Raw genomic sequence first — 14,267 nt, forward strand, 5'->3', positions numbered from 1 at the left:
ATTCCGGACAACACCGTCCTAAAGTACGGGAGTTCGAATGCCGAATGGGCCTCGGGCCGCTCCGGCCGCCCTCGCCGTGCCGCCGCCCCTCGTCGTCCCGCCTTCCGGGGTCTTCCAGGCTCCCCTCCCGGCTCCTGGTGCCGGATTCACCACCCCGGCCGGGTGCGCGGCGGCCTCCGTGACGCCGCCGCGCACCCGGGCCGGGCTATCCGGCGGCTCCCGCGTCGCACGCCTGGCCGCGCAGGGACCGGGCCAGATCGTCCCGGGCCTCCAGGACCAGCCGCCGCAGCGCGGGCGGCGCTTCCCCGTGGGAGGCGAGCCACTCGTCGGCCGCCGTGAGGGCGGGCTCGCCCTGGAGGGAGGGGAACAGGCCCGACACCACATCCATGGCGCTCTGAATGGAACGTTCGCTCCACAGTCGGTCGATCGCCGCGAAGTACGGCGGCAGATAGGGCGCCAGCAGTTCCCGCTGCCCCGGCTGCACAAATCCGGAGATCGTCGCCGTCACCAGCGCGTTGGACAGTGTGTCGGACTCGACGACCTGCGCCCACGCCTGGTCCTTGACGGCGGCGGACGGGCGCGCGGCCAGGCAGCGGGCGCGGTGGCGGGCGCCGGACGCCGTGTCGTCCCGGGCGAGTTCCGCCGCGATCACGGACTCGTCCGCGAGACCGTGGGACGCCAGCGGCTCCAGAAGCGCCCAGCGCAGCTCCTGGTCCACCTTCAGACCGTCGATCTTCGCCGTGCCGGCCAGCAGCCCGGCCAGCAGCTGGAGGTCGGCGTCCGACACCGCGACCGACGCGAAGAACCGCGCCCACGCCAGCTGGTGCTCGCTCCCCGGCGCGGCGAGCCGCAGCTCCCGGAGCGCTCCCTGGGCAAGCAGCCGTCCGCCCTCCTCGCGCCACTCCGGCGCGGCGTAGTGGACCAGCGCCGAACGGGTCCAGGCGTGCAGCATCTGGAGCACGCCGATGCCGGACTCCTGCCCGGAGAACCTGAGCACCAGATCCACGAAGTCCCGGGCGGGCATCAAGGCGTCACGGGTCAGATTCCACAGCGCCGACCAGCACAGCGCCCGCGCCAGCGGATCCGTGAGATCGCCGAGGTGCCCCCGCAGAGTGGCCAGCGAACCCTCGTCGAAGCGGATCTTGCAGTACGTCAGATCCTCGTCGTTCACCAGGATCAGCTCGGGCCGCTCGGAGCCCGCCAGTGCGGCGACGGCCGTGCGCGCGCCCGTCACATCCGCCTCGGCACGCGCGTACCGCACCAGATCCGTGCCCTCGAACCGGTACAGCCCCACGGCGATCCGGTGCGGGCGCAGCTCCGCGTCCCCGTCCTGCACGATCGCGAGTTCGGTGATCCGGTCGGCGGAGTCACAGGTCACCACGGGGGTGAGCGAGTTGACCCCGGAGGTCCGGAGCCAGGAGCGCGACCAGGCGGCCAGGTCCCGTCCGGAGGTCTCCTCCAGTACGGACAGCAGATCCCCGAGCCGGGTGTTCCCCCAGGCGTGCCGCTTGAAGTAGCGCCGCGCGCCCTCCAGGAACGCCTCCTCGCCGACGTACGCGACCAACTGCTTCAGCACGGACGCGCCCTTGGCGTAGGTGATGCCGTCGAAGTTCAGCTTGGCGTCCTCCAGATCACGGATGTCGGCCGTGACCGGGTGTGTGGAGGGCAGCTGGTCGGCGCGGTACGCCCACGCCTTGCGGTTGTTGGCGAAGGTGATCCACCCGTCGGTGAAGCGGGTGGCGCCGACGAGCGCGTACGAGCCCATGAAGTCGGCGAAGGACTCCTTCAGCCAGAGGTCGTCCCACCACTCCATGGTGACGAGATCGCCGAACCACATGTGCGCCATCTCGTGCAGGATCGTGGTGGCCCGTCGCTCGTACGACGCCTGGGTGACCTGGCCGCGGAAGATGTACTCCTCGCGGAAGGTGACACACCCCGGGTTCTCCATCGCGCCGATGTTGTACTCGGGGACGAACGCCTGGTCGTACTTTCCGAAGGGGTACGGGAAGTCGAAGCGGTCGTGGAAGAAGTCCAGGCCCTGCTTGGTGACGAGGAAGACGTCGTCGGCGTCGAAGTGCCGGGCGAGGCCCTTGCGGCACAGCGCGCCGAGCGGGATCTCCAGGCTCGTGCCGTCGTCGAGCGTCCGGGTGTAGAGATCGGTCTCGTAGTGGTAGGGACCGGCGACGACGGCCGTGATGTACGTGGAGACCGGGAGGGTCTCGGCGAACCGCCAGACCCCCTTCTCCTCGTGCTCGACGGCGCCGTTGCTCCAGACGGTCCACCCCTCCGGCGCGGTCACCTCGAAACGGAACGGGGCCTTCAGGTCGGGCTGTTCGAAGTTCGCGAACACCCGCCGGGCATCGGCCGGCTCGTACTGCGTATAGAGATAGACCTCGCCGTCCTCCGGGTCGACAAAGCGGTGCATGCCCTCGCCGGTCCGGCTGTAGGCGCACTGCGCGTCCACCACCAGGACGTTCTCCGCCGCCAGGCCCTCCAGCGCGATGCGCGAGCCGTCGAAGACGGCGGCCGGGTCCAGCTCCGTGCCGTTCAGGGTCACGGCGGTGACCGAGGGAGCGATCAGATCGGCGAAGGAGGCCGCTCCCGGCCGTGCCGCGCGGAAACGGATCGTCGTCACCGAGCGGAAGGTGCGCGGCCCGGAGCCCTCGGGGACGTCCCCGACCGCGGACCGCAGATCGAGCGCCACCTCGTACCCGTCGACGGACAGCAGCTCGGCCCGCCCACGGGCCTCGTCGCGGGACAGATTCTCACCGGGCACGGGCACTCCTTTGTGTCTCGTTCGAACGGAATCGATACTCCCACGGGCACCTGGCGGCCGGTATCCGGGAATCGGCCGCCGACCGGGGGTGTTGTCCGGGGGAGGCGTACGCGATGAGGAGAGATATGTCCGAGAACGGCAAGACCCCCGTGGACTTCTGGTTCGATCCGGTGTGCCCCTGGGCCTGGATGACCTCCCGCTGGATGCTGGAGGTGGAGAAGGTCCGGGACGTCGAGGTCCGCTGGCACGTGATGAGCCTCTCCGTGCTCAACGAGGACAAGATGGACGAGGTCCCGGAGCAGTACCGGGAGGGCCTGAAAGAGGCGTGGGGCCCGGTCCGGGTCGCGATCGCCGCCCGGGAACTGCACGGCGACGAGGTCCTCGGGAAGCTGTACACCGCCCTCGGCACCCGGTTCCACAACCGCGGCGAGGACGTCGGCCGGGAGGCCGTCGCCGCCGCCCTGGCGGAAGCGGGCCTGCCCGCCGATCTGGTCGAGTACATGGACCGGGACACCTACGACACCCAGCTGCGGGCCTCCCACAAGGAGGGCATCGACAAGGTCGGCCAGGAGGTCGGCACCCCGGTCATCGCGGTCCCGGGCGCGGACGGCGAGCAGGTCGCCTTCTTCGGTCCCGTCGTCACCCCCGCGCCGCGGGGCGAGGAGGCGGCGAGGCTCTGGGACGGCACACTGCTGGTGGCCTCGATTCCCGGCTTCTACGAGATCAAGCGCACCCGCACCCTCGGACCGGACTTCTCCAACCTCTGAGCACGCGCCCCGGCCGGCGCCCTCCCGCGGCCGGATACGGAAGGACCCCCGCGAGTCACGTCCTCGCGGGGGTCCTTCTTTCATCCGCCTGCAGGTGAAGGCTGAGAAGACGATCACGAGCAGGACGACTGTGCCCGCCCGTCAGGGCGCGATCAGCGGCGTGCGCTCCTTCGCCTCGGCGTAGCGCTTCGCCACGTCCTGCCAGTTCACGACCTGCCACATCGCGTCGATGAAGTCCACCTTCTGGTTCTTGTACTGAAGGTAGAACGCGTGCTCCCAGGCGTCGAAGACCAGGATCGGCACCGAACCCTGACCCACATTGCCCTGGTGGTCGTAGACCTGCTCCACGATCAGGCGCCGGCTGACCGGCTCGTACGCGAGAACGCCCCAGCCCGAGCCCTGTGTCGTCGCGGACGCCTTGGTCAGCTGGGCCCTGAACTTGTCGAAGGAGCCGAACGACTCCGCGATCGCGTCCGCCAGCTCGCCGACACCGTCCTTCTCCAGCGGCTCGCCGCCGCCGTCGCCGGTCATGTTGTGCCAGTAGATGCTGTGCAGGATGTGGCCGGAGAGATGGAACGCGAGGTTCTTCTCCAGCCCGTTGATCGCCCCCCACGCGTCCTTGTCGCGCGCCTCCGCCAGCTGCTCCAGCGTGTCGTTGGCGCCCTTGACGTACGCGGCGTGGTGCTTGTCGTGATGCAGCTCGATGATCTGCGGATTGATGACCGGTTCGAGCGCCGCGTAGTCGTAGGGAAGTTCGGGAAGCGTGTAGATGGCCATGGTCCGGTCCCTCCGTGCTGCTTGTTGCGCATTCTATGCAAGTGCACGTTAGCAGCAGAAAGGAACCGGACAGGATCAGGCATTGGTCCTAGGACCGGCGGGTCCCGTGCTCCCCGGCCCTGCTTCCGGGAGCACTGCCGGGACCCGCCGACGGGCCCGGTGCCCGGCCGGCCGCCTGACCTATCCCGGGGTCTGCTCCCGGGCCTGTTCCCTGGCGATGACCGCGAGGTCGGGGAAGTCGGTGACCACGGCGTCCACCCCGAGGCGGTAGTGCCGGGCGTACTCGGCGAGCGCGTCACCGAACTCGCTGCCGACCGTGCCCCGGCGCAGATCCGCGGGCAGATACTGGTTCTCGGCGCGGAACGTGTACGCGCCGACCCGCAGCCCCGCCCGGTGCGCGTCCGTGAGCAGCGGCGACGGCGGCACGAGGGAGGACTTGTCCGGGCCGATCCACTGCGCGTACTCCGCGATCCTCCGCAGGCCCTCCGGCGTCGACATCTGCGCGTACGTCCGGTCGTGGCCGTACGGGCCGCCCGTGGTGCCGAGCGCCTGCCACAGCGGCAGGCGCAGCCGCGCGTCGGCGATCCGCAGCAGGCTGGACGGCTCGAAGGACTGCACCACGCACTCGCGCGCGCCGAGCCGGTTGCGGCGGATCACCCGGACGAGCTCCGGCTCCAGCGGCAGCCCGATGGAGCGGAAATAGGTGGGGTGCTTGGTCTCGGGGAAGACGGCGATGCGCCGCTCATGACGCTTCGACAGCTCCCGCGCGAGATCCACGACCTCCTGGAACGTCATGATCCGCTCGGTCCGGTCGAACACGGTGTTGCGGTTGCGGACCAGGGGCAGGCGCTCGACCGCGCGCAGCGTCTTCAGCTCGGCGAGCGTGAAGTCCTCGGTGAACCAGCCGCTCACCTTCCGTCCGTCGATCAGCTTCTCCGTCCTGCGCTCCGCGAACTCCGGGTGCGAGGCGACGTCCGTCGTCTGCGAGATCTCGTTCTCGTGGCGCACGACCAGGACATGGTCCTTCGTCACCACCAGATCCGGCTCGATCCAGTCGGCGCCCGTCTGCACGGCGAGGGTGTACGACCCCGCGGTGTGCTCGGGGCGCCATCCGGCCGCGCCCCGGTGGCCGATCACCACCGGGCCCTGCGGATGCCGGGGCTCCCCCTTGCCGTTCTGCTGCTCCTGCGCCTGGGCGGTGCCGGTGAGTGCGGTCGCGGCGGTCGCCGCGCCGGCGGCGAGGAGGAGGGATCGGCGTCGTGGCATTGCGGACATGGAGCTCTCCCATTCCGGTCTCGGACATGGTGGGGGGCGATCCACCACGCTGATCACCTCATATGGCGGGCGGGGGACCGGAATGTGTCCGTGCGATGTCATCTCCCCGCGACTGCCCGTCACTCATCCGCCTCAACCGCCCCTGCGTTATCACCGGGCGCAGAACCTGCCCCACCTCTCCGCACGGCCGGATGTCCGTCCGCCCCGGCGGTGTTGGGGGTTGTGCCAGCCGTTCGGGTGGTGAAGGACGGACCGCGGGCCTGGTGCCCGGTGGGGTGCTCGCGGGGCTGGGCCCCGGGCCCCCGCGCCTCGATCGCCGTTGGGTCTGGTTTTCCTTCCGTTCGGGCGGCGAGAAGAGGTGTGTCAGCCCGTCCGGCGTTCGAGGACACCCATCCGCTGCCGCGCGTACCCCACCGCCGCCAGCGCCACCGTCAGCCCGCCCGTGTAGTACAGCTGCGTCCGCGTCCCCGGCTCGCGGGCCATCAGGAAGAACACCGTCGCCATGCCGAGCAGCGCGGCCCAGGTCAGCCACGGGTAGAGCCACATCCGTACGACGAGCCGCGAGGGGTCCTCGCGTTCGGTCCGGCGCCGCAGGATCAGCTGGGAGACGGCGATGAAGATCCAGACGACGAGGATGATCGCGCCGATCATGTTGAGGAGCCACAGGAAGACGTCGTCCGGCCGCCAGTAGCTGAGCAGGACGCAGCCGAAGCCGAAGAGGGAGGAGGCGAGCACCGCCGTCCGGGGCACCCCGCCGGGCGCGCGGCCGAGTGCCCGGGGACCCTGGCCACGGGCGACCAGGGAGCAGGCCATGCGCGACGCGCCGTAGACGTTCGCGTTCATCGCGGAGAGCAGCGCGACGAGGACGACGACGTTCATGATCTGGCCGGCTCCGGAGATCCCGAGGTGATCGAGCGTGGCGACGTACGGGCCCTTGGTGATCATCTGCGGGTCGTCCCAGGGCACCAGGGTGACGATGACGGCCATGGAGCCGATGTAGAAGACGGCGATCCGCCACATCGCCGTCCGTACCGCCTTGGCGACGCCCTTCACCGGGTGCTCGGACTCGGCCGCCGCGATGGTGACGGTCTCCAGACCGCCGTACGCGAACACGGACGCGAGGAGCCCGACGACGAACCCGTCGGCGCCCATCGGCATGAAGCCGCCCTCGCCGGTGAGGTTCGAGACCCCGGGCGCGTCGGTCCCCGGCAGCAGACCGGCGATCGCGAGCGCGCCGATCCCCAGGAACAGCACGATCGCGCCGACCTTCAGCGCGGCGAACCAGAACTCGAACTCGCCGAAGTTCTTCACCGAGGCCAGATTCGTCCCGCAGAAGACCAGCATGAACAGCGCGACCCACGCCCACTCGGGCGTACCCGGCAGCCAGCCGGACATGATCTTCGCCGCGCCGATGCCTTCGAGGCCGACGGCCACACAGAGCAGGAACCAGAACGCCCAGCCGGAGGTGAACCCCGCCCAGGGGCCGATCGCGCGCTCGGCGTGCACCGAGAACGACCCGGACGCCGGATTGGCCGCCGACATCTCGCCGAGCATGCGCATCACGAACATCACGAGCAGCCCGGAGAGGGCGTACGCGACGACGATGGACGGCCCGGCCTTCGCGATGCCCGTGCCGGATCCGACGAAGAGCCCGGCGCCGATGACCCCGCCGAGGGCGATCATCGAGAGATGGCGCTGCTTGAGGCCGTGGGAGAGCGTGATGTCGTCCGGGCGGCGTTCGGACCCGCCGGAGCGGTCGGCGGGCGCGGGCGCGGAGGTACGGGACATGGGGGGAGTGCCCTGTTCATTGGCTGTGGGGAACGGGCCACAGTCTGAGCGGACGTACCGACAATGGGGAACAGCTGTCCGCTATACGGTCATGAGGCTCACACAAGGTGTCCACGCGAGCACCTCGCGGCGAGGGCTCCGGCATCCAGGGCGCTTTGGTGGAAACCTACAGTTCGCCTACCTCGCGTATCGGGATCAGACAACCCCCTACCTCAAGTGAAAAGTGTCACGCGGGTGTCTGGGTGTGGTGGAAGTTTTGTGGGATCTCCATGAAGCGCGCTCGTCCGCCTTTGTCGGCGGCTGACGGTGATCCGGGGAATCCCCGTGGGCTACGGTCACTGTGTTCCCCCTGCACTTTCCTGCACCCTCGCCTCGCGGAGTTCCGATGAGCACTGCTTCAGTCACCTCCCGTCCCGGAGCGGTCCTCGCGGACCTGCTGCCCGCCTCCCGTACGCGGGACATCGCCCTCGTCGTCGGCGGCGCGGCGCTCACCGGTGTGGCGGCCCAGATCGCCCTGCCTATCCCCGGCTCCCCGGTCCCGGTCTCCGGGCAGACGTTCGCCGCGCTCCTCGTCGGCACGGCGCTCGGCGCGCGCCGGGGCTTCCTCTCCCTCGGGCTGTACGCCGTGGCGGGCATGGCGGGCCTGCCGTGGTTCGCGGAGGGCGAGTCGGGCTGGGGGATGCCGTCGTTCGGGTACATCCTCGGCATGCTGCTCGCGGCGACCGTCGTCGGCGCGCTGGCCCGCCGCGGGGCCGACCGTTCCGTCCCGCGCGCGGCGGGCGCGATGGTGCTCGGCTCGGTGATCATCTACGCGGTCGGCGTCCCGTATCTCGCCCTGTCCACGGGCATGACGCTCACTCAGGCGGTCGCGGCGGGACTCACACCGTTTCTGATCGGTGACGCGGTGAAGGCGGCCCTGGCGATGGGCGCGCTGCCCGCGGCCTGGAAGCTCATCGGCCGCAAGGGCTGAGGCCCGTACCCGAGGCCCGTACCCGAGGCCGAGTGCGGCGGAGCGCCGGGGGTGAACCCGTCAGTGCTCCGCCGCACTCGGCCTCGGGCGTTCAGGGACTCCGGGAGCGGACCCCGAGCCGACGGCGGGACCGGCCGTGACCTTCAGCGCCCTGCCGCGGGCCACGGCCCGGCGACTCGTGCTCGGCCTCCGTCCCGACGACGGGGACACCCGGGTACGGGCGGCGCCGGCGGTGACGGCCGGACTCCTCCCTGACGGCCCGCCCTCCGGTCTTCCGGCGGCCCGGCTTCCCTGCGCCCGGGAACCTGCCGACCGGGGAACCTGATGGCCGGGACCCCCTGGCCGGAAGGCGCCCCCAGCCGTGCCACACTCGGATCATGCGCGTGTACCTCGGTTCCGACCATGCCGGATACGAACTCAAGAACCACCTCGTCGAGTGGCTCACGGCCCATGGCCACGACCCCGTCGACTGCGGTCCCCATATCTACGACGCCCTCGACGACTACCCCCCCTTCTGCCTCCGCGCCGCCGAGCGGACGGCCGCCGACCCCGACAGCCTCGGCATCGTCATCGGCGGCTCCGGCAACGGTGAGCAGATTGCGGCGAACAAGGTGAAGGGGGTACGGGCGGCGCTGGCGTGGAGCGAGCAGACGGCGGCGCTCGGGCGCGAGCACAACAACGCGAACGTGGTGGCGATCGGCGGGCGGATGCACTCCGTGGAGGAGTCCACGAAGTTCGTCGAGATCTTCCTCGGCACCCCGTACTCCGGTGAGGAGCGGCACACCCGCCGGATCGACATGCTGACGGCGTACGAGACCACGGGCGAGCTCCCCCCGATCCCCGAGGGTCACCCCCAGTCCTGACACCGTGTGCCCGGTACCCCGGGCCGGGGACGGTCCGCGGTCGCCCGGTGGGATGGAAGAATCCTCCCCGTCCGGCGACCGGGGACCGTCCCGGACGACCGGACGCGACCGGCCGGCTCAGGGGCGGGAGTCCCCGGCCCCTGCGGCGATCGAGGAGCGGGGTCCGGGGGCGGCTTCCCCACCAGGGCCCGAGCCCCGTGTGAGAGGAGCCGTACCGTGCCCGAAGGGCATACGATCCACCGCCTCGCCGCCGATCACCGCACCCGCTTCCTCGCGCGCCGGGTCACCGTCCGCAGCCCGCAGGGCAAGTTCTCCGACTCCGCCGCGCTCCTCGACCGCCAGGTCCTCGACGACGCCGAGGCGCACGGCAAGCACCTCTTCCTCGGCTTCGGCCCCCTCGGCTGGATCCATATCCACCTCGGCCTCTTCGGTAAGGTCGACTTCGGCGACGCGCCCGCGCCCCCGCCCTCGGACACCGTCCGCCTCCGCCTCGCGGACGAGGACTCGTACGTCGATCTGCGGGGGCCGACGACCTGCGCGCTGATCGCGGACGGCGAGAAGGCGGCGATACACGACCGCCTGGGGCCCGATCCGCTGCGGCCCGGCGACGACCCGGAACGCGCGTGGTCGAGGATAGCCCGGTCCCGTACGACGATCGCCGCGCTGCTCATGGACCAGAAGATCATCGCGGGCGTGGGCAACGTCTACCGCGCCGAGGTCCTGTTCCGGCACGGCATCGATCCGTACCGCGCGGGCCGGGAGCTGACCCGTACGCAGTGGGACACGATCTGGGCGGACCTCGTGGAGCTGATGCGCGAGGGCGTACGCAACAACCGCATCGACACCGTCCGCCCCGAGCACACCCCCGAGGCGATGGGCAGGCCCCCGCGGATCGACGACCACGGCGGCGAGGTCTACGTGTACCGCCGGGCGAACCTGCCCTGTCACATCTGCGCCACGGAGATCCGCACCGCCGGTCTGGCGGCGCGCAATCTGTTCTGGTGCCCGCGCTGCCAGCGCGGCTGACGGCACCCGGCCCGCGCCCCGGCCGCGTCCGGGCGCCCCCTCGTGCGGACGACCCGCGCCCGTGCGGACCCGCGCCCGGGCGCCCGTCTCCGGCGGCCTCGCGCCCCCGGGCGCCCGCCGCACGGCACCCGCCGTACGGTGGGCGCCCGCACCGCTTCCACCGCGTCCCCGCCCCGCCTCGCCCGCACCCCTGAAAACCCTCAGAAGTCGTGCGGAACCCAAGGCGCCACATCGCTCCCGAAGGCCATGGACGCCGTTTCCACCACGGCGGGCGAGACCGCCCGCACCCGCCCGGCGCCCTCCAGTTCCCGCAGGGACGACCCGCCCAGATAGAGCGCGCCCAGGTCCCGTACCGACAGCACCAGGTCCGCGGCGTCCGCCGTACGCTCGCACACCGCGCCCTTGTGGTCGCCGGAGAGCCGCCAGCGTCCTTCGTTCCAGGGGCAGAAGGAGTCCTCGACCTCCAGGACGGCGTCCACCGGCACCCGGTACGTCCGCGCGGCCAGCGCGGCCCCGACGTCCACGGGCCTGAGGTGCAGCCCGTCCCAGACGCGCAGCGCGCACCGGCGCGGATCGGAGACGAGATGGAACAGCGGGTCGTCGGCGGGCCGGTTGTCGCAGCTGAGCGTCGAGGTGAGGTCGATGCCGAAGAGGAACCGCCACAGGGCCGCGTAGGAGGAGGCGTCCAGGGCGTTCAGCTCCCGCAGTTCGACCGTCCCGTCCGGCCCGGCCGCGTTCCAGGAGGAGCGGTGGCGGAAGAGCGCGTAGCCGGAGACCTCCCCGTCCCGCTCCGCGAGCACGCACTGGAGCGGCGCCGAGGGGTCACGGTCGAAGACCTGGAGGCGGTCCCAGCCGGGCAGCCGGTCGATCATCCCGGGGCGTGTCGGGACGATCCCGGCGTAGACGGCCTCACAGGCGGCCATCGCGTCGGCGGGCGCGACCTGCCGGAGCCGTATCGCGTCCCCGTCCTCCGCCGGGCCGTCCAGCCGTACGCGTGACGTATCGATGTCGGCACGGAGGCGACGGCTCGCGATGCCGTAGCCGAAGCGCCCGTAGATCGCCGGCTCGGACGCCAGGAGCACCGCGAGCGGCTCGCCCCGCTCCCGGACGTCGTCGAGCTGGCGGCGCATGAGGGAGGTCAGGATCCCGCGCCGGCGGTGTGTCGCCGCGACGCTCACCATGGTGACGCCCGCGGAGGGTACGAGAGAGCCGCCCGGCACCGTGACCTCGAAGGGGAAGGACCCGGCCGTACCGACGCACTCGTCGCCGTCGTAGACGCCCAGTGAGCGGTCGTAGTGGGTGAGACTCCTCACCAGCTCACGGTGCTCGGAGCCCTTGTCCCCGTCTCCGAAGGTCCGTTCCAGCGCGCTGTACCAGACGTCCCACTCGCTCGGACTGAGGACCCGCAGCTCGGTCGTCATACACCCATCCCTGTCTCGGAGGCATCCATCAGAGGTATCAGTCACAGGCGTCGGGAGCACGCCTGCATCACATCAGAGGGCACGTACGTCACAGGGGTTTCACTCTATGCAGGCCGGGGCAACTCCCGCCGCTCGCACGACGGTTCGGCGCCTCCCGCCGTCGGGGCCGAAGCTCCCGCAACGCATTTGTCATATGCCATCATTACCAGGCGATATGTCGACAGTGCGATCCGATTTCGAACGCATTGTCTCAGGGGTCCCCCTGCACGAACGCCCGACGGATCGATAGGGTCACACGACAATGGCCCGTGGGAGCGCAGCAGATTCGATCAAGGCCCGGATGCGGAAGTCGGTGCACCGGGTGCGCACCGCGCTGCGCAAATCCGCGGTCGACTACTTCCGCGGCGACGGCTCGGACACCCTCGCGCTCACCGGGCTCCTGCTGACCGTCCCGCTGCTCACCTGGGGCACGACCGAAAAATCCGACTGGATCTCGCCGGCGGCCCTCGTGCTGCCGATCGTGGCCGGCGCGCTGCTGCTGCGTCCCGCGAGCCTGCTCGGGCTGTACGCGGCGTGCGCGGCGGGCCTGATCGTGGAGACCTTCGCGCTCGGCCCGTACGCCGACGGGCCCGCCCGCGTCACGCCCGGCACCGTCCTCGTCGTCGCGGCCTGCGGGTTCTTCGGGCTGCTGATCGCCCAGTTCAGAGCGCGCGTCGGCGTGCCCTGGCGGCGCGGCGGGACCATGCTCTTCGACCTGCGCGAACGCATCCGGGTGCAGAGCGCCCTGCCCCGGCTCCCCGCCGGCTGGCACCGGGAGATGGCGCTGCGCCCGGCGGGCGGGCAGTCCTTCTCGGGGGACTTCGTCGTCGCGGCCCGGACGAACGGGGGCCGCACCCTCGAAGTCGTGCTCACCGACGTCTCCGGCAAGGGCATGGACGCGGCCTCCCGCGCGCTCCTGCTCTCCGGTGCCTTCGGCGGGCTCCTCGGCTCGCTGCCGCCGCACGGTTTCCTGCCCGCCGCCAACGGCTATCTGCTGCGCCAGGACTGGGACGAGGGGTTCGCCACCTCGATCCATCTGGTCCTCGACCTGGACTCCGGTGACTACGAACTGCTCTCCGCGGGCCATCTGCCCGCGCTCCAGCTGAACGCCGGCAGCGGCCGCTGGGAGGAGAAGGGGGCGGAGGGCCCGCTCCTCGGGGTGTACGAAGGGGCGCAGTTCGACCCCGTGAAGGGTTCCCTGCGCCCCGGTGACGTACTGATGCTGTTCACGGACGGGCTGGTGGAGGCTTCGGACCGGGACATCAGCGAGGGCATGGACCGCCTGACCGGTGAGGCCGACCGCTATGTCCACTCGGGCTTCGAGGGAGCGGCCTGGCATCTGATCGAGGCGGTCGCCAAGGACGTCAACGACGACCGTGCCCTGCTGCTGCTGTGCCGCGGAACGTGAGCAGCGCCACGTAGGACACCCACAGCATCGCGATGATCGCCCCGATCGCGAGGGTCAGCGACCCGCTCCCGCCGCCTGCCGACGCCCAGCCGTTGCCGAGCAGCAGGGCCGCTCCGGCGATACGGGACCCGATGGCGAGCCCGCGCTCACCGGCGCGGCTGAAGTGGCGGCCGAGCACGAAGTTCGCGGCGGCCAGGGCGAAGAGGGCGAGCGACCCGGCGATCAGGTGCCCGACGGCCGCGCCGGAGAGGGTCTCGGGCGTCCCGGCCGGGGCGCCGGCGAATCCGTCCCCCGGGTCCATGACGAAGACCCCCGCCGCGATGTTGCCGATCCCGTTGACCAGGACCAGCCGTGGCACCCAGGTGCCCCCGGGGGTACCGCGCAGGGCGCGGCCCAGTCCGAACGCGCCCACGGCGGTCAGTACGCCGGTGACCACGAAGTTCGTGATCTGGAGCCAGCCGAGCGAGCCGTTGCTCAGCATGCTGAGCGGATGGCGGGTGAGGTCGAAGCCGTCCCGGGTGGCCGCCTGGGCCAGGGAGACGGCCACCCACAGGGGGGCGCCGACCGCCGCGCTCACAAGGAGCCGACGGGTGCTCACCGCGGTGGCCGCGGGGGAGGAGGAGAGGGAGGTGGTGCCGACCGTGGGGGTCATGGGGTGCTGCCTTTCCCATCGTGCTTCTTCGGGTTCTGCTTCTCACCCACACGTCGATCGGGGGATGTGACAGGGAATGCCCCTCTTCCCTGTCGCTTAGGCTGTTCGACGTCTGCGCAGAGCGGGGCGAGTGACGCCGACCGCCACGAAGAAGGCGAGGAATCCCATGCGCTACCTGATGACGGCCAAGACCACCGAAGACGCCCCCGCCCCCGACGAGAGGCTGTTCACGGAGATGGCCGCGTTCATCGAGGAACTGACGGCTTCCGGGGTGCTGCTGGCCACGGGCGGCCTGGCACCGGAGGGGGTCCGTGTGTCCTCCGCGGGAGGCGAGATCACGATCACCGACGGGCCCTTCGCCGAGGCCAAGGAGGCCGTCGCGGGCTTCGCGCTCGTCGAGGTCCGCAGCAAGGAGGAGGCGATCGAGCTGGCCCGCCGCTTCCGCCGGATCGTCGGCGACGGCGAGAGCGTGATCCAGCAGGTCTTCAGCGGATGACCGCCGTGG

12 protein-coding genes are annotated in these 14,267 nt (G+C 71.1%); 6 read left to right on the forward strand and 6 right to left on the reverse strand.

What is annotated here, in order from left to right; translation table 11 throughout:
• Nucleotides 1–205: 205 nt before the first annotated feature.
• Nucleotides 206–2,776 carry an aminopeptidase N gene (pepN, locus tag ACFYT4_RS00105; RefSeq protein ID WP_389263633.1) on the reverse strand — a complete coding sequence of 857 codons (2,571 nt, stop codon included), beginning with the start codon at nucleotides 2,774–2,776 and terminating at the stop codon, nucleotides 206–208.
• Between the two features lie 125 nt (nucleotides 2,777–2,901).
• On the opposite strand from pepN, the gene ACFYT4_RS00110 reads away from it, so the two are divergent.
• A complete protein-coding gene (locus ACFYT4_RS00110) occupies nucleotides 2,902–3,543 on the forward strand; it encodes a DsbA family protein (protein ID WP_389263635.1) in 642 nt (213 codons plus the stop codon).
• A 141-nt stretch (nucleotides 3,544–3,684) separates the two neighbouring features.
• Here ACFYT4_RS00110 and ACFYT4_RS00115 read toward each other — a convergent pair whose 3' ends face one another.
• The 3 genes from ACFYT4_RS00115 to ACFYT4_RS00125 form a co-directional block, all read right to left on the reverse strand.
• Complete coding sequence (locus tag ACFYT4_RS00115; RefSeq protein WP_389263637.1) at nucleotides 3,685–4,320, reverse strand: superoxide dismutase; 636 nt, start codon at nucleotides 4,318–4,320, stop codon at nucleotides 3,685–3,687.
• A 180-nt stretch (nucleotides 4,321–4,500) separates the two neighbouring features.
• Nucleotides 4,501–5,595 (reverse strand): glycerophosphodiester phosphodiesterase family protein, encoded by a 1,095-nt coding sequence (locus ACFYT4_RS00120; protein WP_389263639.1) that lies wholly within the window; start codon nucleotides 5,593–5,595, stop codon nucleotides 4,501–4,503.
• Between the two features lie 363 nt (nucleotides 5,596–5,958).
• Nucleotides 5,959–7,383 (reverse strand): amino acid permease, encoded by a 1,425-nt coding sequence (locus ACFYT4_RS00125; RefSeq protein ID WP_389263641.1) that lies wholly within the window; start codon nucleotides 7,381–7,383, stop codon nucleotides 5,959–5,961.
• A 385-nt stretch (nucleotides 7,384–7,768) separates the two neighbouring features.
• Here ACFYT4_RS00125 and ACFYT4_RS00130 point away from each other — a divergent pair, with 385 nt between their 5' ends.
• From ACFYT4_RS00130 to ACFYT4_RS00140, 3 genes are all read left to right on the forward strand, one after another.
• A complete protein-coding gene (locus tag ACFYT4_RS00130; RefSeq protein WP_389263643.1) occupies nucleotides 7,769–8,353 on the forward strand; it encodes a biotin transporter BioY in 585 nt (194 codons plus the stop codon).
• Between the two features lie 377 nt (nucleotides 8,354–8,730).
• A complete protein-coding gene (locus tag ACFYT4_RS00135; protein ID WP_389263645.1) occupies nucleotides 8,731–9,216 on the forward strand; it encodes a ribose-5-phosphate isomerase in 486 nt (161 codons plus the stop codon).
• 216 nt (nucleotides 9,217–9,432) lie between these two features.
• On the forward strand, nucleotides 9,433–10,242 hold the full coding sequence (locus ACFYT4_RS00140) for an Fpg/Nei family DNA glycosylase (protein WP_389263647.1): 810 nt from the start codon (nucleotides 9,433–9,435) through the stop codon (nucleotides 10,240–10,242).
• A gap of 200 nt (nucleotides 10,243–10,442) precedes the next feature.
• Here ACFYT4_RS00140 and ACFYT4_RS00145 read toward each other — a convergent pair whose 3' ends face one another.
• A complete protein-coding gene (locus ACFYT4_RS00145; RefSeq protein ID WP_389263649.1) occupies nucleotides 10,443–11,663 on the reverse strand; it encodes a GNAT family N-acetyltransferase in 1,221 nt (406 codons plus the stop codon).
• Between the two features lie 301 nt (nucleotides 11,664–11,964).
• Here ACFYT4_RS00145 and ACFYT4_RS00150 point away from each other — a divergent pair, with 301 nt between their 5' ends.
• Nucleotides 11,965–13,110 (forward strand): PP2C family protein-serine/threonine phosphatase, encoded by a 1,146-nt coding sequence (locus ACFYT4_RS00150; RefSeq protein ID WP_389263651.1) that lies wholly within the window; start codon nucleotides 11,965–11,967, stop codon nucleotides 13,108–13,110.
• Here ACFYT4_RS00150 and ACFYT4_RS00155 read toward each other — a convergent pair.
• Entirely contained in the window at nucleotides 13,067–13,762 is a 696-nt protein-coding gene (locus tag ACFYT4_RS00155) for a DUF998 domain-containing protein (protein WP_389263653.1), read from the reverse strand. The genes ACFYT4_RS00150 and ACFYT4_RS00155 overlap by 44 nt on opposite strands.
• Nucleotides 13,763–13,928: 166 nt before the next feature.
• On the opposite strand from ACFYT4_RS00155, the gene ACFYT4_RS00160 reads away from it, so the two are divergent.
• Nucleotides 13,929–14,258, forward strand: a complete 330-nt coding sequence (locus ACFYT4_RS00160; protein ID WP_389263655.1) for a YciI family protein — start codon at nucleotides 13,929–13,931, stop codon at nucleotides 14,256–14,258.
• Nucleotides 14,259–14,267 lie beyond the last annotated feature (9 nt).

It is taken from the genome of Streptomyces sp. NPDC004609, from assembly GCF_042873655.1.
Classification (GTDB): domain Bacteria; phylum Actinomycetota; class Actinomycetes; order Streptomycetales; family Streptomycetaceae; genus Streptomyces.